Origin of the sequence: Streptomyces rhizosphaerihabitans (genome assembly GCF_025399795.1) — a bacterium.
In the GTDB taxonomy this organism is placed as follows: domain Bacteria; phylum Actinomycetota; class Actinomycetes; order Streptomycetales; family Streptomycetaceae; genus Streptomyces; species Streptomyces rhizosphaerihabitans.
On record NZ_JAODTZ010000028.1, the window covers coordinates 1 to 18,120 of the forward strand.

General features: G+C 71.5%; 16 protein-coding genes. 8 read left to right on the plus strand and 8 right to left on the minus strand.

What is annotated here, in order from left to right:
• Window positions 1–102 precede the first annotated feature (102 nt).
• Window positions 103–1,047 carry an SCO0930 family lipoprotein gene (locus tag N4G66_RS25815; RefSeq protein ID WP_261706581.1) on the minus strand — a complete coding sequence of 315 codons (945 nt, stop codon included), beginning with the start codon at window positions 1,045–1,047 and terminating at the stop codon, window positions 103–105.
• A gap of 479 nt (window positions 1,048–1,526) precedes the next feature.
• Here N4G66_RS25815 and N4G66_RS25820 point away from each other — a divergent pair, with 479 nt between their 5' ends.
• The 3 genes from N4G66_RS25820 to N4G66_RS25830 all read left to right on the plus strand — a co-directional run bounded on the left by N4G66_RS25820 (window position 1,527) and on the right by N4G66_RS25830 (window position 3,475).
• Window positions 1,527–1,784: a hypothetical protein gene (locus N4G66_RS25820; RefSeq protein WP_261706582.1), complete on the plus strand. Its 258-nt coding sequence runs from the start codon at window positions 1,527–1,529 to the stop codon at window positions 1,782–1,784.
• A gap of 173 nt (window positions 1,785–1,957) precedes the next feature.
• Window positions 1,958–2,722 carry a bestrophin-like domain gene (locus tag N4G66_RS25825; RefSeq protein WP_261706583.1) on the plus strand — a complete coding sequence of 255 codons (765 nt, stop codon included), beginning with the start codon at window positions 1,958–1,960 and terminating at the stop codon, window positions 2,720–2,722.
• A 225-nt stretch (window positions 2,723–2,947) separates the two neighbouring features.
• Entirely contained in the window at window positions 2,948–3,475 is a 528-nt protein-coding gene (locus N4G66_RS25830) for a hypothetical protein (RefSeq protein WP_261706584.1), read from the plus strand.
• A gap of 131 nt (window positions 3,476–3,606) precedes the next feature.
• Here N4G66_RS25830 and N4G66_RS25835 read toward each other — a convergent pair whose 3' ends face one another.
• Complete coding sequence (locus N4G66_RS25835; RefSeq protein WP_261706585.1) at window positions 3,607–4,098, minus strand: hypothetical protein; 492 nt, start codon at window positions 4,096–4,098, stop codon at window positions 3,607–3,609.
• 331 nt (window positions 4,099–4,429) lie between these two features.
• Between N4G66_RS25835 and N4G66_RS25840 the strand changes: the two genes are divergently transcribed.
• Complete coding sequence (locus N4G66_RS25840; protein ID WP_261706586.1) at window positions 4,430–5,092, plus strand: class F sortase; 663 nt, start codon at window positions 4,430–4,432, stop codon at window positions 5,090–5,092.
• Window positions 5,093–5,203: 111 nt separating this feature from the next.
• On the opposite strand, the gene N4G66_RS25845 is transcribed toward N4G66_RS25840, so the two are convergent.
• The gene (locus N4G66_RS25845; RefSeq protein WP_261706587.1) at window positions 5,204–6,049 is read right to left on the minus strand and encodes a polysaccharide deacetylase family protein; all 846 of its coding nucleotides are present in this window, start codon (window positions 6,047–6,049) and stop codon (window positions 5,204–5,206) included.
• 82 nt (window positions 6,050–6,131) lie between these two features.
• Window positions 6,132–9,410: a bifunctional lysylphosphatidylglycerol synthetase/lysine--tRNA ligase LysX gene (lysX, locus tag N4G66_RS25850; protein ID WP_261706588.1), complete on the minus strand. Its 3,279-nt coding sequence runs from the start codon at window positions 9,408–9,410 to the stop codon at window positions 6,132–6,134.
• A gap of 101 nt (window positions 9,411–9,511) precedes the next feature.
• On the opposite strand from lysX, the gene N4G66_RS25855 reads away from it, so the two are divergent.
• Window positions 9,512–9,976 carry a universal stress protein gene (locus tag N4G66_RS25855; RefSeq protein ID WP_261706589.1) on the plus strand — a complete coding sequence of 155 codons (465 nt, stop codon included), beginning with the start codon at window positions 9,512–9,514 and terminating at the stop codon, window positions 9,974–9,976.
• 13 nt (window positions 9,977–9,989) lie between these two features.
• On the opposite strand, the gene N4G66_RS25860 is transcribed toward N4G66_RS25855, so the two are convergent.
• Entirely contained in the window at window positions 9,990–11,138 is a 1,149-nt protein-coding gene (locus tag N4G66_RS25860) for a CapA family protein (RefSeq protein ID WP_261706590.1), read from the minus strand.
• Between the two features lie 278 nt (window positions 11,139–11,416).
• On the opposite strand from N4G66_RS25860, the gene N4G66_RS25865 reads away from it, so the two are divergent.
• From N4G66_RS25865 to N4G66_RS25875, 3 genes are all read left to right on the plus strand, one after another.
• Window positions 11,417–11,965 (plus strand): sigma-70 family RNA polymerase sigma factor, encoded by a 549-nt coding sequence (locus N4G66_RS25865; protein WP_261706591.1) that lies wholly within the window; start codon window positions 11,417–11,419, stop codon window positions 11,963–11,965.
• 135 nt (window positions 11,966–12,100) lie between these two features.
• Window positions 12,101–12,616 carry a hypothetical protein gene (locus N4G66_RS25870; protein ID WP_261706592.1) on the plus strand — a complete coding sequence of 172 codons (516 nt, stop codon included), beginning with the start codon at window positions 12,101–12,103 and terminating at the stop codon, window positions 12,614–12,616.
• 187 nt (window positions 12,617–12,803) lie between these two features.
• The gene (locus N4G66_RS25875) at window positions 12,804–13,484 is read left to right on the plus strand and encodes an anti-sigma factor family protein (RefSeq protein ID WP_261706593.1); all 681 of its coding nucleotides are present in this window, start codon (window positions 12,804–12,806) and stop codon (window positions 13,482–13,484) included.
• 129 nt (window positions 13,485–13,613) lie between these two features.
• On the opposite strand, the gene N4G66_RS25880 is transcribed toward N4G66_RS25875, so the two are convergent.
• From N4G66_RS25880 to N4G66_RS25890, 3 genes are all read right to left on the minus strand, one after another.
• Window positions 13,614–14,474 (minus strand): Fpg/Nei family DNA glycosylase, encoded by an 861-nt coding sequence (locus tag N4G66_RS25880; protein ID WP_261706594.1) that lies wholly within the window; start codon window positions 14,472–14,474, stop codon window positions 13,614–13,616.
• Window positions 14,475–14,511: 37 nt separating this feature from the next.
• Complete coding sequence (locus tag N4G66_RS25885) at window positions 14,512–16,587, minus strand: SpoIIE family protein phosphatase (protein WP_261706595.1); 2,076 nt, start codon at window positions 16,585–16,587, stop codon at window positions 14,512–14,514.
• Window positions 16,588–16,664: 77 nt separating this feature from the next.
• The gene (locus N4G66_RS25890) at window positions 16,665–18,011 is read right to left on the minus strand and encodes a DUF6777 domain-containing protein (RefSeq protein WP_261706596.1); all 1,347 of its coding nucleotides are present in this window, start codon (window positions 18,009–18,011) and stop codon (window positions 16,665–16,667) included.
• Between the last annotated feature and the right edge of the window lie 109 nt (window positions 18,012–18,120).

Genomic DNA, 18,120 nt, shown 5'->3' on the forward strand with positions numbered 1-18,120 from the left:
CGGACCCTTGGCGACGCGTTTGGTGCTGTTCGGGCGGGCTGATCAACCGTGGGGTGCTGATCAGAACCGTGGGGAGTTGACCGACCGTGGGGAGTCGATGCCCTACTTGGCCGCGCCGACCGGCTTTCCGTCGGGCGAGACGGCGTACCACGTGCCACCCACGCCCTGACCGTTGGTGTCACCGGGGGCACTGTCACCGGAGAAGGTGTAGATCGGCCAGCAGTTGACCGTCATCTGCTTCACACCGTCCGGGCGGGTGAAGCCCATCAGGCCCTTCTTCTGAACACCCTTGGTGTCGCTCGCGGGAACCGGAGCGACGGCGGGCCACTTCTCCAGGCAGGCGCCCGTGCAGGCCGACTTCGAGACGGGCCAGGCCTGGTCCTTCATGAAGCGGTAGACGGTCATGCCGTTCTTGTCGACGACGATCTGGCCGAGCTTCGGGTCGTTGCGGACCGACAGACCGGGGAGAGCGGCCAGCGTCGCCTTCTTGCCGTTGGGCGCCGAGGCGAACCAAGTACCGCCCACACCCTGACCGTTGGCGTCACCGGCCTTGGTGTCCTTGGCGAACCGGTACATGGGCCAGCCGCCTATGGTCAGCTGCTTCGTACCGTCGGCCCGGGTGACCTCGCCGAGCAACGCCTTGTCGACGCCGGCGGCGGCCTCGGCACCCTCGGCGGGCACGGGCGGCCAGGCGGTGGCGCAGGCACCGTCACAGCTCGACTTCGGCGGCTCGGCGGTGTCCTTGTCGAAGCGGTAAAGAGTGAGTCCGGCGCCGTCGGTCAGCACCTTGCCGAGCTTGACGCTTTCCGTCACGGCGAGCTGGCCCGCGACTTCCGGCTTGGCGGCAGCGCTCTGGTCCTTGGAATCGGCGCCGTAGCCATTGCCCGCACCGGCGGTGGTGCTCGTCCCGTAACCCCCCGCCACCGCGGTGGCACCCACGTTCTGAGCGCTCGAAGGGGTGCCCTGTTCCTGACCACACGCCGTCGTGAGCGCCAGCACGGCCGCAGCTGACGCTACGAGTGAGGCGCTCCGCCAGGAGGTCTTCATTGGTAACTCCCGCTGTTCGCATAAGTGTTGCAGCGCCCTGCAGCGCCGCGCATGGTCCTAGGTACGGGCGGGAGGGGCAGGAGTGTTCAAACGGGCTTCAAATTTCTTTCGGAAGACTGTGACGCGCACGACGACGCTCGCCCATATGTTCGATCCGTGCCCGCGCTTCCCGACCCCCGCTCGTCAAGCCGCCGGGGGTCGGAGGTACCCCCTTCGGGGGCAATCCCGGACACTCCGGCGTGGCCGGGTCCCGCGCACCTCATGATCTCCGTCGTGCACGCACCCCAGCGGACCCGATCCGCCCTCTTCATACGTGTATTGGCGCTGACGGCGCTCACCTGGCTCCTCGTCGGCGCGCCGAGCGGAACGGCCGCGGCCGACGCCTGCGCGTACGCCTCCACCGGCCCGGGCGGCGACGGCGTCACCGCGGTGGCCGTGGCGGGCAGCGGGGCGGTCGCCGTCGCCGGGAGCACCACCCGGTGCCCGGCCCCGACCCCGACCCCGCCCTGCCCGCCCACACCCACACCGACCCCGCCGCCCCCCAAGCCCCCTCCGCCGAAGCCGACGCCGAAGCCACCCCCTCCACCCACCCACGCGCCGAAGCCCGTACCACCGCCTCCGCCACCGCCCCCACCACCGCCTCCTCCTCCGCCCGCGCCGAAGCCGAGGCCCCTGCCGCCACGGCCGGCCCCCGTCCTGGCGCCGAGACCCACGCCGAAGCCCCGGCCGGCACCTAGCGCGCGTCCCACTCCCCCGCCGGTTCCGGTCAGCTATCCGGCGTACCGCACGCCGCCGCACAAGCACCAGCCCCGCAGCGGTCCGTCGCTGGTCTCGTTCACCCTGCTCATCACCGCGCCCGCGGTGCTCGCCGTCGCGGCGCTGCGCCCGCGCTGACCCCTGGAGGCACACTTTGTCGGATTGGCTTGTTCTCGCCCTCGCGATGGCGGCCGCGTGCCTCGTGGTCCTCATCGTGACCCTCGTACGCCATCGCAGGGCCCGCGAGGACGAGGACCCCACCGAGACCCCGGACGTCATCGAGTACATGACGATGATGATCGGCGTGGTGTACGCCATCGTTCTCGGTCTGGCCATCGCCGGTGTCTGGGAGGCCCGCGGCGGCGCCCAGGACCATGTGCAGGCGGAGGCCCAGGCCCTGCACGAGATCTCCGAGCGGGTCCGGGTCTACCCGCCCGACGTCCGCGACCGCATCCGCGGTGACGTCGACACGTATGTCCATCACGTGGTCACCACCGAGTGGAAGGCCATGGCCGAGCACGGCCGGGTGACCGCCGAGGGCGGCCGGCTCCTCGACCGGATCCGGCACGACGTCACCGACTACCAGCCGAAGTCGGACTTCGAGGCGCAGGCGTACCAGCCACTCCTCGACCAGGTGACGGCGGCCGACACCGCGCGCAGCGCCCGCGCCGACTCCACGGGGGCGACCATGCCGGGGGTGGTGTGGTTCGGGCTGATCACCGGCGCCGTGGTCACGGTCGGGATGATCTTCGCGCTGCAGATCCGGCGCACCGCCCGGGAACTGATCCTGGCCGGACTGTTCTCCGCCCTGATCGCCTTCCTGCTCTTCCTGATCTGGGACTTCGACGCGCCCTACAGCCGGGGGATCACAGCGTCGGCGGAGCCCTTCACGGCGCTGTTCCCGCAGCTTCCCGGGTAACGGCTCGCCCGGGGAGACCCGACGGACGGGGGACGGACGCCACGCCGTGTCCGTCCCCCGTCCGCACGCACGACATCCCTCGAACGGCCCACAGGATTGCCCCGTTCGCGCTACTGGGATCGCGCCCCGGTTCACCCTTTCCTAGCGTTTCGATCATCGAGGTGCATTTCTGGCGCGAGCGGAAAAGGTCCGCAGCAAGGCTCCTCGGGGACCTGGAGGCTCACCATGCGCGCGATACGCGTCGCTTCGGCCGCACTGCTGGGCGTGACCGCCCTGACCTTCACCGCACCCGCCGCCTTCGCCGGTGACGGGGACCACAACATCACCCCGTTCGCCTTCAGCGTGCAGCCGTCGACCATCGCCGCGGGCGGTCAGGTGTCGCTGCTTCTGAAGCGGGACGGCGGGTGCAGGGGAACCGCCACGGTCACCTCCGGGGTCTTCGACACCGTCACGATCCCGCCGGGGCAGTCCTCGGCCACCGCCATGGTCGACTGGGACGCCAGACCCGGGGCCGTGTACGACGTGACGTTCTCCTGCGGCGGAGCGAGCGGCAGCACCGGTCTCACCATCGCCGGCCGCCGGCCGGTCACTCCGACCCCGGTCCCCCTGCAGCGGGGTGTCCGGGCCGGTGTCGGCGGCAGCGTCGGCGGCTTCGATCCGAAGGAGATCGCGATGGGAGCCGCGCTCATCGCCGGTTCCGTCGGCGCCGCCTGGTACCTGTCGCGCCGACGCGGCGCGTCCGACGAATCCTGACGGGGTGGCACAGCCCTTCACCCCGGACCCTGTCAGGCGGGTCCGGAGCGAAGGGCTGTCATGTGCGCTCCGCGCGGCGGACGGCCGGCCTCCGAAGGGGGCGGGACCGGCCGCTTCGCCCGTCGGAACGGTCAGATGTGCCTTTCCGACCTGCGCCGCATCCAGAACACCCCGCCGCCGACGGCCGCCGCGGCCACCAGACCGCCGCCGATCGCCATGTCGGTGGACGTGGCCCCGGTGGAGCTGCTGCCGCCGAGACCGCCGCGCACACCGCCGATGACGGTGAAGGCGGCAGGACGGGTCAGCGGGCCCGTGCCGTCGCAGTTGACGGTGATGTCGTACGAACCGGGACGGGCGTCCTGGTTGATGGTGGCCGTACCGCTGGACGACTCGTTGTGGCTGCCCAGGAGCGGCGAGAGCCTCGCCTGACGGAACGCGGGCGAGGTCATGGTGCCTCCTCTCGGGCACCCGTCGACCGTCACGGTCAGCTGGCCGCCGCGGGCGATGACGCTGGGCATCGCGACGATGTTGCTCGGGGTGTTCCACGCCGCGGCCATCGGGGCGGCGAGCCCCACGACGGCGACCGCGGCGGCAGACACCGCCAGGGCACGAGTAGTACGCATGTGATCCTCCGCGGGGGCGCCCCGGGAACCGTCCCCGGTGGATCGGCGAGAAAGCGCCTCCCAGACAGACCCTCAGATGCCGTGCGCGGGGCCGCATTTCGGGAATGGTCCGTCCTGGTGAGAAGACACGCCGAAGGAATTCCACACAATCGGATATTGCCGCAGGTCACGCACCGTCAGAAAATTCCTGGTCACGGCAACTCGGATGGCGCACGATGCATTCGTCCCGCCACCCGTTCGCCCGCGCCCCGTCGCCGGGCGGTCCCGCTGCCATTAGCGTGCTCATATGCGCGGATGACGAGGCGACGGCCGCGTCGAGAGGGGATTGCGAATGTCTGCGTCCGAGCTGGCCGAAGAGGAGGAGCGGCAGAGGAAGCGCGCTCCTTGGGGCGTGATAGCGCTTGTTCTGCTGACCGGCCTCGCACTCATTCGGAATGGTTCCGGTGAGTTCGACGTGGGCCCCCCTCAGCCCGCCTCGGCCGCCGCGGCGGACAGCCGCACGCCGGGTGGCACGTTTTCGAACGCGCCGGACCCGCTGCCGTACTCCGTGGTCGACCGGGTGCGGATCCCGGCCATCCGGGTCGACGCCCCGGTGATGCCGGTGGGTCTGGACATGGACGGATGGGTCGACGCGCCGCCGCCCGACGATCCGAATCTCGCCGGCTGGTTCACCGGCGCGGTCTCGCCCGGCGAGAAGGGCACGGCCGTGATCGTGGGCCATGTCGACAACATGCGGGGGCCCGCCGTGTTCTACGGGCTCGGGGCGCTCAAAAAGGGGAACCGGATCGAGGTCCTGCGCAAGGACGGGAAGACCGCGGTGTTCGAGATCTACGGCATCGAGGTCTTCGCGAAGAGCGATTTCCCCGGCGACCGTGTTTACAACAGCAAGGGCACCCCCGAATTGCGCGTCATCACGTGCGGAGGCGGTTTCTCCAAGCAGCACGGCTACGACGGAAACGTGGTCGTCTTCGCCCGTTTGTCCGAGGTGCGCTGAGCGTTCCCGGATCGGGCGGGCGAAAGGCCGGTCGGCGAGGCTCCGGGCCTCCCGCCGGCCGGCCCGGCCGAAAGCCCCGCGACGCCCGGCGCGCGGGGCCCTTTTTCGGTTCTAGGCGTATTTCCGGCGCGGCACCGTGATGTGGTAACCGGAGTCCAGCAGGTGCGGGAGATAGCCGCGCAGCGCCTGAACGCTCTGCGAGCGGTCACCGCCCGCGTCGTGCGAGAGGACGACGACGCCCGGGGCGGCCTGCTTCTCGACCACGCCGACGATCGAACGGGTGCCCGGCATCGACCAGTCGAGCGTGTCGATCGTCCAGGCCAGTGGCTCCATGCCGAGTTCGGCGCCGATCTGGTAGGTCGCCCGGTTCCACTCCCCGTACGGCGCGCGGAACCAGGCCGGCGGCTCGCCGTAGGCGTCGTCGATGACCTCGCTGGTGCGCTCGAGCTCGGAGCGGATCGCGGAGCGCGAGAGCTTGGTCAGCAGGGGATGGCTCCAGGTGTGATTGCCGACGATGTGTCCGTCGTCGGCCATCTCACCCAGCAGGTCCTTGTTGTCGGCGGCCATCGCCCCGCACACGAAGAACATGGCGTGCACGTCGTACTCGCGCAGGGTGCGCAGGATCTCGGGGGTGTAGTGCGGGTCGGGGCCGTCATCGAAGGTCAGCACCATGCTGCGGCCGCGTCCGGACATGCGCATGAACGGCTCGCGCCGGACGAAGGTCCGCAGGTGCGTGCTGTTCGGAGGCGGGCCGTACCCGGCGATCGGCTGGAGGCGGTACGCGGACGGCTTGAGGGCGCGGGACGCCTGCGGGCCGGTGAGCGGGAGACTCCGCGCCGGCTGCGCGGCCCGGTCGGCGGTCAGAACACGGGCTGTTCCCGCCGCCCCGGCCGCCCCCAGGACGGCGGCGCCGGCGATCAACGCCCGGCGCCGGGTAATCAGCTGATCCTTTTTCATGACCAATCAGTCACCCGGCGGAGGGGTCACCACGCCGAGCAACACCGGTAGGGCCCCATGAATGCACCCGCCTGGACCATTTTCAGCGGCGTCGCACCAGCGGGAACGGCAGCGTTTCGCGGATCGTCAGCCCGGTGAGGAACATGACGAGCCGGTCGACGCCGATCCCGAGCCCGCCGGTGGGCGGCATGGCGTACTCCAGGGCGTCGAGGAAGTCCTCGTCCAGTTCCATCGCCTCGGGATCTCCCCCGGCGGCCAGCAGCGACTGCTCGGTGAGCCGGCGGCGCTGCTCGACCGGGTCGGTCAACTCCGAGTAGGCAGTGCCAAGTTCCGTGCCGAAGGCGACGAGGTCCCAGCGCTCCGCGAGCCGCGGGTCGGTGCGATGCTGCCGGGTGAGCGGGGAGACGTCGGTCGGGAAGTCCTTGTAGAACGTGGGCAGCCGCGTCTTCTCCTCGACCAGACGTTCGTACATCTCCAGGACGACGTCACCGCGTCCGTCGTCAGCCGTGTACGGGACGCCCGCACGGTCGCACAGCCGCAGCAACGCCTCCAGCGACGTGTCGGCGTCGATCTCGTCCCCCAGCGCCTCGGAGACCGCGCCGTACACCGTCTTGACGGGCCAGTCCCCGGAGATGTCGTACTCGGTGCCGTCCTTGCGGGCGATCGGTGAGCCGAAGGCGGCGGTCGCGGCGCCCTGGATGAGTTCGCGGGCGAGGTCGAGCATCACGTCGTAGTCGGCGAAGGCCTGGTAGGCCTCCAGCATCGTGAACTCGGGGTTGTGCTTGTAGGAGACGCCCTCGTTGCGGAAGGTGCGGCCCATCTCGAAGACCTTCTCCATGCCGCCGACGCACAGCCGTTTGAGGTAGAGCTCGGGTGCGATGCGCAGATACAGGTTCAGGTCGTAGGCGTTGATGTGGGTGGTGAAGGGCCGGGCGTTGGCTCCGCCGTGGATCTGCTGGAGCATCGGCGTCTCGACCTCCAGGTAGCCGCGGTCGAGCAGGCCCTGACGCAGCGCCTGGACGGCCGTGGAGCGGGCCCGTACGACATCGCGGGCGCCGGTGCTGGACACCAGGTCGAGATACCGGCGGCGGACCTTGGCCTCGGGGTCCGCGAGTCCTTTGCGCTTGTCGGGCAGCGGGTGCAGGCACTTGGCGGTGAGCTGCCACGAGGCGACGAAGACCGTGGGTTCGCCGGTGTCGCTGGCGCCCGCGAGACCGTCGGCGCTGATGTGGTCGCCGATGTCGACGACCTGCCGGAAGCGGTCGAGCGCGGGGCCGGACTCCTTTCGGGTGAGGGCGATCTGGAGATCGCCGGACCAGTCGCGCAGCACGGCGAAGAGGATGCCGCCGAAGTCGCGTACGAGCATCACGCGTCCGGCGACGGTCACGTCCTCGCCGCCGCGGACGTCGGCCAGGACATGGGTGCGCGGCGGGATGCCGACCGGGTAGGGGTCGGTGCCGTCGGCGCGCAGCCGGTCGAGTTTGCGGTGCCGCACACGGACCTGGTCGGGCAGACCGGTGGTGGGATCGCCGGCCTCGGTCCCGTCCCCCGTGCCGAGTCCGAGGGCCGTCAGCGAGGGCAGCCCCGCGGTGGTGGCGGGTTTGGGTCCGCCCTTCGCATGCCCCTTGCCCCACAGCGTGCGCAGCGAGGGCACGGAGACGAAGCCCTCGGCGATGGCGGAGGCCATGCCGATACGGGCCAGGGCGCCGGTGTCGCCGTAGCAGATGAAGCGCGGGTACCACTCGGGGTGGTACTTGGCGTTGGAGCGGTACAGGGCCTCCAGCTGCCACCACTTGGAGAAGAACAGCAGCAGCCTGCGCCAGAGTCTGAGCACCGGGCCCGCGCCGATGCGGGCGCCCTCCTCGAAGACCGAGCGGAACACGGCGAAGTTGAGGGAGATGCGCCGGACACCGAACTTCCCGGCGACCGCGCACACCTCCGCGACCATGAACTCCATGACGCCGTTGGGCGCGCTGCGGTCCCGGCGCATCAGGTCGAGGGAGATGCCGTCGCGGCCCCAGGGCACGAAGGAGAGCAGCGCGAGGAGTTTGCCGTCGGAGCCCATCGCCTCGACGAGCAGGCATTCGCCGTCCTCGGGGTCGCCGAGCCGGTCGAGGGCCATCGAGAAGCCGCGTTCGGTCTCGGTGTCGCGCCAGGTGTCGGCCCGGCTGACGATCTCCTCCATCTCTGCTTCGGACAGGGTGGAGTGCCGGCGTACCCGGCAGGTGGCGCCGGTGCGTTTGACGCGGTTGACGGCCTGCCGGGTGACGCGCATGTCGCGGCCGGAGAGGTCGAAGCCGACGACGTACAGGATCGCCTCGTCGCCGAGTTGCAGGGCGCCGAGCCCGGAGCGCGCGAACGCCTTGGCGCCCTCTTCGGAGGCGCCCATCGCGGCGGGCGCCCAGCCGTAGCGGCGGGCTATGTCCAGCCAGGCGCCGATCGCGTGCGGCCAGGCCTCCCGGTCGCCGACGGGATCGCCGCTGGCGAGGCACACTCCGGCCTCGACGCGGTAGGTGACGGCCGCCTTGCCGCTGGGCGAGAAGACGACGGCCTTGTCGCGGCGGGTGGCGAAGTAGCCGAGAGAGTCGTCGCCGCCGTACGCCTGGAGCAGGGCGCGGATCCGGGTCTCCTCGTCGCCGTGCAGGGCCGCGACCAGGCGCTGGGAGCGGAAGAGCGCGGCGGCGGCGTTGAGCAGGGCGAGGGCGCCGAACAGGCCGAGGACGAAGAACAGCCAGCGCGGCGGACGGCCGTCGAACGAACGCCCGGAGACCAGTCCGCCGCAGACCCGGTTGGCGGCCCACAGCAGCCGCTGGCCTTCCGCCAGAGTGCCGGGGAACAGCTCGACCAGGCCCCAGCCGAGCAGGATCGCCACGACGAGTCCGGTGAACAGGACGAGCAGGGCCCGTCGTACGGCGGCGCGCCGCGAGTCGGCGTAGAACTCCCGGCGGGCCACGATCAGCAGCGCGAGCAGGAGCCCGCAGACGATCAGCGAGGGGATCGAGGCGGCGTACAGGCCGGCGGCGACCCCGAGGGCGTCGGTCAGGACCAGCAGGCCGAGGTAGACGACCACCAGCCACCAGGCGATCTTCTTGCGGGCGGCCGTCGCGGCGGCGAGCAGGAAGAGGAAGACGGCGTACGCGAGGTTGGCGCTGACCGGGATGATCAGCAGGTCGAGGAAGCGCACCACCGGGCGCAGCAGCGCGCGCAGCGGGGGGATGAAGGCGAGCAGGGCGCAGAGCAGACCGATGATGCCGAAGAACGTGCCGAAGCCTTCGGGCACCTTGCTGAGGAAGCCGTCCCGGGGCGGCCGTTTCGGGCCGGTGGTGCTCTTCGGCGGGCGGGCCTCCACGGTGGCACTCATGGTTCCGACTGTAGGAAGAGCGGCGCCGCCCCGCCCGTCGAGTGAATCCTCCCCGCTCCCCGGAGGCGGTGGGACCTGCGGGTTCCGATAGCCTCGCAGCCGTGACGGAAGAGCAGCACGCGCATGGGTTCGAGCGCGGGACGGACGGTCCCAAGGTCATCGTCGTCGGTGTGGACGGTTCCGACTCCTCGCTGCGCGCCGCGGCGTACGCCGGGGGTCTGGCGCGGCGGCAGCGGGCGCTGCTCGCGGTCGTCTACATCCAGCCGGTGATGGCGGCGGGGGCGGCGCTCGGGGTGCCGGTCGCGGAGACCACCGACGAGATCGCCGAGGATCTCGTCCAGTACATCCGCGACGCCGCCGAGCGGGTGAAGGACATATTCGATGTGCGCTGGGAGTTCCACACCTTCCGCGGTGACCCCTACAACGGCCTGGTCACGGCCGCGGACGAGCTGAAGGCGGACGCCGTGGTGGTCGGGGCCTCCGAGCAGGCGGGGCACCGGATCGTCGGTTCGGTGGCGATCCGGCTGGTGAAGGCGGGCCGCTGGCCGGTCACGGTCGTGCCGTAGCGCGGCTCCCGCGTCATTTCCCCATGACGAGGCCGGCCCTGCCCGCGCCCCGGCCGAGGACGACGTCCCGGATCCGGTCGCGTACGGCGCCGACCGCGGCGCCCTGCTCCAGCGCGGCGTTGAGATCGACGACCCGGCCGGCGTCGAGGTCGAAGGCCAGCGGGATGAACTCGGCCTTCGTCACCTCCCACCGCGCTCCCCGCCGCGCGGACGGGGCGAAGGTGAAGCGTCCGATGGTGCTCTCGTCGCCGCGCGGGTCCTGGACGCCCTGGTCGTTGTACATCTCGCCGGCGATCTGGTCGCCCGTTCCGTAGACGACCCAGGTGCCGTTGACCTTCTCGTACGCCTGCGGGACGTGTGCGCGGGTGCCGAGGATCAGGTCGATGTCGGGCCGCCCGTCGGTGCGGGACGCGGTCAGCTGCCGGCTCAGCAGCAGTTGTCGCTCGTCGGGCTCGTCCTGCCACGCGGTGCCCCGGTCGAGGGAGACGACGACCACGTCGGCGCCCGCCTTGCGGGCGGCACGGGCGTCCGCGACGATCCGGCCGGGGTCGATCAGGCCGACCGCCCAGGGCTGCCCGGGCGGGAGGGGAAGCCCGTTCGCGTCGTCGGTGTACGCGAGATGGGCGACCCGGGCGCCGCCCGCCCGCATGAGGGTGGCGCCGTTCGCCTCCTGCGCGGTGCGCGCCGATCCGGCGTGCCGCACGCCCGCGCGGTCCAGCACGTCCAGGGTGCGCCGGACACCGTCGGCGCCGTCGTCCAGGGTGTGGTCCGAGGCGGTGGAGCAGGAGTCGTAGCCCGTCGCGGCGAGACCCTCGGCCATCTGGGGCGGGGTCTTGAGGGCTGGGGAGCCGATGTGGTCGGCGTCGTACACGGTCTCCATCCGACAGATCGCCAGATCGGCCCCGGACACGACGGGCCGGACGCCCGCGAGCATCGGCCGGAAGTCGTATCCGCTGCCTCCCGCATCGGAGTTCGCCCGGTCGACGACCGAGCTGTCCGGCAGGACGTCGCCGCCGGCGACGAGCGTGAAGCCGCGGGCGGCTGCGGGGGCGGGCTGCCCGCTGCGCCGGTGCGCGCCCGAGTCGTGGGCCTGGCAGGCGGCCGCCGCCGCGATGAGGGCGGCCGCGAGGGCCAGGTTGATCTGTCGCGCGCGTGTGATCATGCCGGGCCCCATATCGTCGTATTTAATTACGAATTGATAGGCATCCACGTACACGGGCAGCCGGCAGTCAAGGAGACACCACCACCGCTAGCCCGTTCGGCGCTCACGGGCGTGCCCGTCGGGGCGAACAGCGGTGCGACGGCGGTGGCGGCCACGGAATCCGGGGCTCCACCTCGGCGGACCGTTCGGCGCACCGTTCACCGACGGCTTCGACCGCCCACCGCACAACCGTGTTCCCGGCCTGTCCGCGAGAGGCGCGGCACGCTGGCATACACGCCATGACGGCCGGAACCACCACCATCGCCCACGGGACGACCGCCGAGCACGAGCTGGCCGCACTGCAGCGTGAGCACGGCCGCCCCCTCTTCGCCCTGCTGTTGCGTCTGTCCGACGGCGATCGCCAGCGCGCCGAGGACCTGCTGCAGGAGACGTTCGTACGCGCCTGGCAGCACCCCGAGGCCCTGCGCACCGACGACTTCGACTCGGTACGGCCCTGGCTGCTGACCGTGGGGCGGCGGCTCGCCATCGACGCACGCCGGGCCCGGCAGGCACGGCCTCCCGAGGTCGGGGACGCGGTCCTCGACAACGCGCGCGTCTGTGCCGATCACGCCGAACGGTCGGCGGCGACGCTCGATGTGCGGGAGGCTGTGAAGACACTCACTCCCGAACACCGTGAAGTCCTGGTGCTGGTGTACTTCCAGGGGGCGAGTGTGGCGGAGGCCGCTGCGGCACTCGGGATTCCGCCGGGTACCGTGAAGTCCCGCGCGTACTACGCGCTGCGCGCCCTGCGCCGGGTTCTTCCGGGATACGCGGCCGACCTGCGGTGAAACCGAAGGCTTAGTCAAACCTCCGTAAAGCGCCTTGCTGAGGACCATGGTTGAGCAATCAGCTTGCCTCATCCGTGTTCCGGACTGGGGCCCGGGGTCGGGCGACGCGCACGCACCGGAGGAAGGCAGGAAGGGATGCTGCACAGAGGGCAAGAGAGCACGGACGGCACCGACGGGGGCGAACTCACCGTCCCCATGGCCTGGTTGTACGCCGAGTACATCGCCGACGAACTGCTGCGTACGGGCGACCTGATGCCGCCCACCTCCTTCGAGTTCCGCGCCGGGCGCGACGCCCTGGCGCTGACCATCTTCCTGTCCGACAGCGGGGGCGAACTCTCCGGAATCCGGGTCATCACCCAACTGGAGACCTGGCTTTCGCTGACGGCGTACGACCAGCCCTGGCACACGTGGGTGCGCGAACACCTGGCGCGGCGCGCGGCCGAGGCCATCGGATCCGCCGCACCCGATCCCGATCTGAGGCTGGCGTCCGCGGCCTGGCGCTGGCTGGAGGAGACGGAACTGCTCGCTCCGGACCTGGACGCGGTGCCCGGCGGCGGCTCCGTACCAGGTGAGGACGACGGTCCGAAGGTGTGGACGGCGGCCTGGCGGCTGGGGCTGCCGCTCGGGCATCTGGCCATCCACCTCTTCTGACGGCGGCCGTGACCGCGCCGGGAACAGTTTTTTCGGGCTCGCACCAATCCGCGAGCGCGCGTGCTCCGAATGTCTTGACCCCGATTCCGAACGAGTCTTGAGTGATTCGACGGTCTGGTGCGTACCCGTGGGCAACAGCAACACCACTCACAGTCCGCACCAACGCCACGAGGATTCGGTATTCGGTATGAGGTCCCTGGAACGGCATCGCGACGTCGGCGCCTATGCGCTCGGCGTGCTCGGCGAGGCGGAAGCCTTCCGCTTCGAGGACCACCTCATGGAGTGCCCTCGGTGCACGGCGTACGTCAGCGAATTCCGCCCCGCCACACGGCAGTTGATGCTGTACCGCCGGTCGACTCCGCGCACCGTGCACCCGTTCGCCGCCCCCGGGCCGCGGCTGCTCGACCGGCTGCTCGGTGAGGTGGCCACGCGCAACCGCGCCGGCCGCCGACGCTTGCTGTACGCCCTGGCGGCCTCCGTTGTCCTCGCGGCGGGCGGTCCCACGATCGCCCTCGTCACCGCGCACGGCTCCCCCTCGGACCAGGTCGCCGCGGCCGACCCCCCGGCCAACCAGATGGCCAGGACCGACGCGGAGACCGGGGTCTGGGCCCAGGTGTCGACCCGGGACCGGGTCTGGGGCAGTGAGATCGAGGTCCAGGTCAAGGACGCCAAGGGTCCCCGCTCCTGCGAGCTCGTCGCCATCGGCGAGGACGGCTCGGAGCAGACGGTGACGAGCTGGATGGAGCCCCCGCACAACGGCGCCGCCATCACCATGCAGGGCGGCTCGTCCATGCGGCCCGACGAGATCCGCCGGTTCGAGGTGCGCACGGCGGACGGCAAACACCTCGTGACGCTCAACTCCCCCTGAACAGCGCCCCGTCCCACAGCTCGGGCCACCGCGACACGCCCCTTGCCGCCGCACGTCCCACAGCTCGGGCGGCCGCGCCGCGGCCGCTGCCGAGGCCCCGAGGTCTCCCTGGTCCGGCCGCGGGTCCGCCTACTTGAGCAGCCGGGACATCCGCCGGTCCGCCAGCGGCCTGCCGCCGGTCTGACAGGTCGGGCAGTACTGCAACGAGGAGTCGCTGAAGGAGACTTCGCGAATGGTGTCGCCGCACACCGGGCAGGCCTCCCCCGTTCTCCCGTGCACCCGCAGACCGCTCTTCTTCTCCGCCTTCAGCCGTCCGGCGGCCAGCCCGCGGGAGCGCTCCACTGCTTCGGCGAGCGTGCCGCGCAGGGCCTCGTAAAGCCGCCGGGTCTCCTCGGGGGTCAACGAGGAGGCGATCTTGAAGGGGGACATCCGGGCGGCGTGCAGGATCTCGTCGCTGTAGGCGTTGCCCACGCCCGCGATCAGACCCTGGTCGCGCAGAGCGCCCTTGAGCCGGCGCCGCTCGCCCTGGAGCAGCCCGGCGAACCGCTTCTCGTCGAAGTCGTCGGCGAGCGGGTCCGGGCCGAGCCGGGCCACGCCGGGAATCAGTTCCGGGTCCTCGACGACATACACGGCGAGCCGTTTCCGGGTGCCCGCCTCGGTGAGGTCGAAGCCCTCGCCGGTCTCCAGCGCGACCCGCAGCGCGAGCGGCCCCTTGCCGGGCTTGGGCGGGCCGTCGGGGAGCGTGTCCTTCCAGTGCAGCCAGCCCGCGCGGGCCAGATGTGTGACGAAGTGCAGGCCGTCCGCGTCGATGTCGAGGAACTTGCCGGACCGGCGGACGGCCGTGACCTCGCGTCCTTCCAGGGCCGTGACGGGAGGGTCGTACGTCTTCATGACGCTGATGGCGACGGGCAGCACGCGCACGACCTGACGGCCGACGAGGTGGTCGGCCAGGAAGTCCTTGAGCGCTTCGACCTCGGGCAGTTCCGGCATACGTCCAGAGTGCCATCCGGCGCCGCAACGCCAGGGATCAGTTCCGTTCCCGGACCATGAACTCGCACCACACGCACTTGCCGCCGCCGCGGGCCTCGACGCCCCAGACGTCGGTGAGGCGGTCGACGAGCAGCAGTCCGCGGCCGGAGACACCGGACTCGCCGGCCTCGCGGCGGCGCGGCAGCGCGCTCGACGAGTCCTCGACCTCGACGCGCAGTCTGCGGTCGGATCCGGTCAGCACGCGCAGGGTGACGATCGCCGAACCCTCGGTGTGCATGAGGGCGTTGGTGATCAGTTCGTCGGCGACCAGCTCGATCTCGTCGGCCCGGTCACGGGCTCCCCAGGCGCGGACCGCGGCCCGGATCATGTGCCGGGCCTCGATGAGCGCTTCCGGATCGCCGGGCGCCACGTGCTGCTGGAGGCGTCCGCCCGAGCGCTGGTCGATGACGCTGTGGCGGCGCAGGAGCAGCAGGGCGACGTCGTCGTCCCCGCCGCGTTCCTCGGCCATCTCGATGAGCCGGTCGGCGAGGTCGCTGACGTCCTCCGGGCCGCCGCAGATGATTTCGCCGAGGGTGCGCATGCCCTCGTCGAGGTCGACGCCCGGCTCCTCGACGAGCCCGTCGGTGCACAGCAGCAGGGTCTGGCCGGGGTCGAGTTCGACGGTGGCGACGGGGTATTCGAGGGCTCTGAACTCGGCGGACAGGCCGAGCGGCAGGCCGCCTTCCACGGGCAGCCGGCGGCACGTTCCGTCGGTGTGCCGGACCAGCGGGTCGATGTGACCGGCCCGCACCACCTGGGCCACTCCGGTGGACAGGTCGATCTCGGCGTACAGGCAGGTCGCGAAGCGGTCGGTGTCGAGTTCGTCGAGGAAGATCGAGGCGCGGGCCATCACGGTGGGCGGCGTGTGGCCCTCGGCGGCGTAGGCGCGCAGGACGATGCGCAGCTGGCCCATGACGGCGGCGGCGTGGGTGTCGTGGCCCTGGACGTCGCCGATGACGGCGCCGACGCGGCCGCCCGGCAGCGGGATCAGGTCGTACCAGTCGCCGCCGATGTCCCGGCCGAGGGAGGCGGAGCGGTAGCGGACGGCGACGTCGGCGCCCGCCACGCTGGGGATGGAGCGCGGCAGCATGGCCTGCTGGAGGCCCTGGGCGAGGTCCTTCTCCTGTTCGTAGAACATGGCCCGCTGGAGGCTCTGGGCGATGCTGCTGCCGAGTGCGACGAGGACGTTGCGCTCGTCCTCGGAGAAGCCGTGCCGGTCGTTGTAGAGCAGGCCGATCGCGCCGATGGGGCGGGCCTGCACGATGAGCGGCAGATACGCGGCCGAGGTGATCTTCAGGCCGGTGATGTTCGGCCACAGGAGCGGGTACGACTCGGCGAACTCCTCGGGCGACTCGATGAAGTGCGGCGCGAGGCTCCGCACGACCTCGTTCATCGGGTACTGCGCGTCCAGGCGGGTGACCCGGGTGCCGGGGACGTAGCTGTGCTCGGGGCCCGTGGCGACCATGCGGATGCGGCCGGCCTCCACCAGGCCCATGACCAGGCTGGCCGCCCCGAGGTGGGTGAGGCCGTGGGTGTCCTGCAGGACGTCGATGACGTCCTCGACGGTGCGGGCGTGGGCCAGCGCGGCCGTGGTCAGCTGGACGACGTTGGTCTGCTGGCGCCTTACCTCGTTCTGGGCGGCCTGTTCACGGCGTGCCGCGCTCTCGTCGAGCTCGTCGGTGGCGTCGCGGACGATGCCGATGATCCTGTGCGGCCGGCCGCTCTCGTCGCGGCGGATGTAGCCCTGGGTGTGGGTCCAGCGCAGGGAGCCGTCACGGCGGCGGATGCGGAAATAGGCGCCGTAGTTCTCGCTGCCGTCCTTGAGGGCGTGGGACACCATGGTGTCGAGACGCGTGGACTCGGCCTGCGGGACGCGCATGCCCAGGGTGGCGGGGTTCCCGTCGTATTCGTCCGGGCGCACGTCGAAGACCTCGTGGGCCCGGGCGTCCATCTGCATCAGACCGTTGTCCAGGTCCCAGTCGAAGCTGCCCATGCGGTTGAGCGCCAGGATCGGATCCGGGTGGGCTGGCCAGTCGTCCGGGAGTGACAGGGCGCTCGCTCCCCGATCAACCATGGGGCAACCATGCCAGCATTTGCCCGATTATTCGACTTCTGGGGAGCCCGTTTCCGGGCTCCCCGGACGAGCGGGCGTCAGCTGTCGAAGCCATCGGCCGAGACGTCGAAGACGCTGTCCGGACCGCTCGGCTCGTCGGGGATCAGTCCGCCGCCGTCGGGTGCGTCGGGGCTGTCCGGAGCGGTGTCCTCGGTGGGCGTGCCCGGCTCGTCGGACGGGACCGGCGGTGACGAGGGCTCCTGGGAGCCGGACCGGTCGGGGGCGGCGGTGTCCGTCGACGGGGCGGTGTTCCGGCCCGAGGGGGCCGGGGTGGTCCCCGGTCCCGTGGTCGGAGGTGCCGTGGCGGTGCCCGTGGGGCAGTGCGAGGGCTCGGCGGGCAGGGGCGAGGACCGGTCCGGCCGGGATACGTCCCTGGCGGCGCCGTCCGTCGGCGTGCCGGTGGGCGCGGTGCCGGACCCGGCGCTCTCGCCCGGGGCGCTCTCCCCGGTCCCCGGCGTCGCAGTCGGGGTCGCGGTCGGGGTCGCGGTCGGGGTGACGCAGTCGGACGCGGAGGCGTCCGGGGACGGACTCCGTCCGTCCGGCGAGGCGCTGGCGGAGGGGTCGTGCGGGGCCGTGGAATCGTGCGGCTTCGGGGTCGGGGTCCGGCCGTCGGGCGGCGGTACGACATGGTCGTGACGGTGGCCGTCGTGGCCGACCGGCCGTTCGATCCAGGTGTTGTCGTCGACGTCGACGATCGTGATGTCGGTGATCACCGCGGGCGCCGGGGTCACCACGACGACCTGGGCGGGCCGGTACCCGCTCCAGGGCCTGCCCCGGACGTCCGGGTTCCCGTCGATCGGGGTGGGCCGGCCCAGCGGGTTGCCGCAGGCGCAGCGGACCCGGGGTACGCCCCGGTTGTCGACGAGGACGGCCGTACCTGCCTGGAGCACGGCCTGGAAGCCGGTCGCCCGTCCGTCACCGAACCCGTGGTTCGTGACGCTGGTGTCGGCGCGCAGTACGACCGGGGTCAGCTGGCGCAGATAGTCCGGGACGGATCCCGGGGAGATGCCGGAGACCTCGGCGAAGGCGCGGGCCTTGGCCCGGTCGGCGTCCAGGAACCGGATCTGCTTCTCGACGTCGCAGCTGCCGGTGTTCCGGGCGCCTCCGTAGAGGCCCGGTGTGGCGCCCGAGAACGAGCGCACTCCGCGCGCGGCGGTGGGCGTGGACTGCGGCGTTCGGGTGACAGCCGGCGGCGTCGCGGTGGAGGTGTCGGTGGACGCCGTGAAGGGGTCGGGCCCCCGGGCCGCGGCGGGCTGGAGGAACACCTCGCCGCCGGTCGATCCGTTCGATGCCCTGCCCCTGTCGCCGCCGCCACAGCCTGCGACGACGAGCAGTACCGCCGCGAGCGCGCAGGCCACGACGAGGGTCCTGGTGGGTATGTGCACCGCGTTCTCCCGTTCGTCCCGGGCAATTCGTGCACCATTCTCTGCGTCACCCTCTTGGCGCACGCAAGCGGAGATCGGTCACCCAGCGTCACAATGGAGGGGAGAGGAG

Coding starts and splice junctions, on each gene's coding strand:
- N4G66_RS25845 (WP_261706587.1), bottom strand. CDS start 6,049: ATGAAAAAGGATCAGCTGATTACCCGGCGCCGGGCGTTGATCGCCGGC.
- N4G66_RS25830 (WP_261706584.1), top strand. CDS start 2,948: ATGCGCGCGATACGCGTCGCTTCGGCCGCACTGCTGGGCGTGACCGCC.
- N4G66_RS25885 (WP_261706595.1), bottom strand. CDS start 16,587: ATGGTTGATCGGGGAGCGAGCGCCCTGTCACTCCCGGACGACTGGCCA.
- N4G66_RS25860 (WP_261706590.1), bottom strand. CDS start 11,138: ATGATCACACGCGCGCGACAGATCAACCTGGCCCTCGCGGCCGCCCTC.
- lysX (WP_261706588.1), bottom strand. CDS start 9,410: ATGAGTGCCACCGTGGAGGCCCGCCCGCCGAAGAGCACCACCGGCCCG.
- N4G66_RS25875 (WP_261706593.1), top strand. CDS start 12,804: ATGAGGTCCCTGGAACGGCATCGCGACGTCGGCGCCTATGCGCTCGGC.
- N4G66_RS25870 (WP_261706592.1), top strand. CDS start 12,101: ATGCTGCACAGAGGGCAAGAGAGCACGGACGGCACCGACGGGGGCGAA.
- N4G66_RS25835 (WP_261706585.1), bottom strand. CDS start 4,098: ATGCGTACTACTCGTGCCCTGGCGGTGTCTGCCGCCGCGGTCGCCGTC.
- N4G66_RS25840 (WP_261706586.1), top strand. CDS start 4,430: ATGTCTGCGTCCGAGCTGGCCGAAGAGGAGGAGCGGCAGAGGAAGCGC.
- N4G66_RS25880 (WP_261706594.1), bottom strand. CDS start 14,474: ATGCCGGAACTGCCCGAGGTCGAAGCGCTCAAGGACTTCCTGGCCGAC.
- N4G66_RS25865 (WP_261706591.1), top strand. CDS start 11,417: ATGACGGCCGGAACCACCACCATCGCCCACGGGACGACCGCCGAGCAC.
- N4G66_RS25815 (WP_261706581.1), bottom strand. CDS start 1,047: ATGAAGACCTCCTGGCGGAGCGCCTCACTCGTAGCGTCAGCTGCGGCC.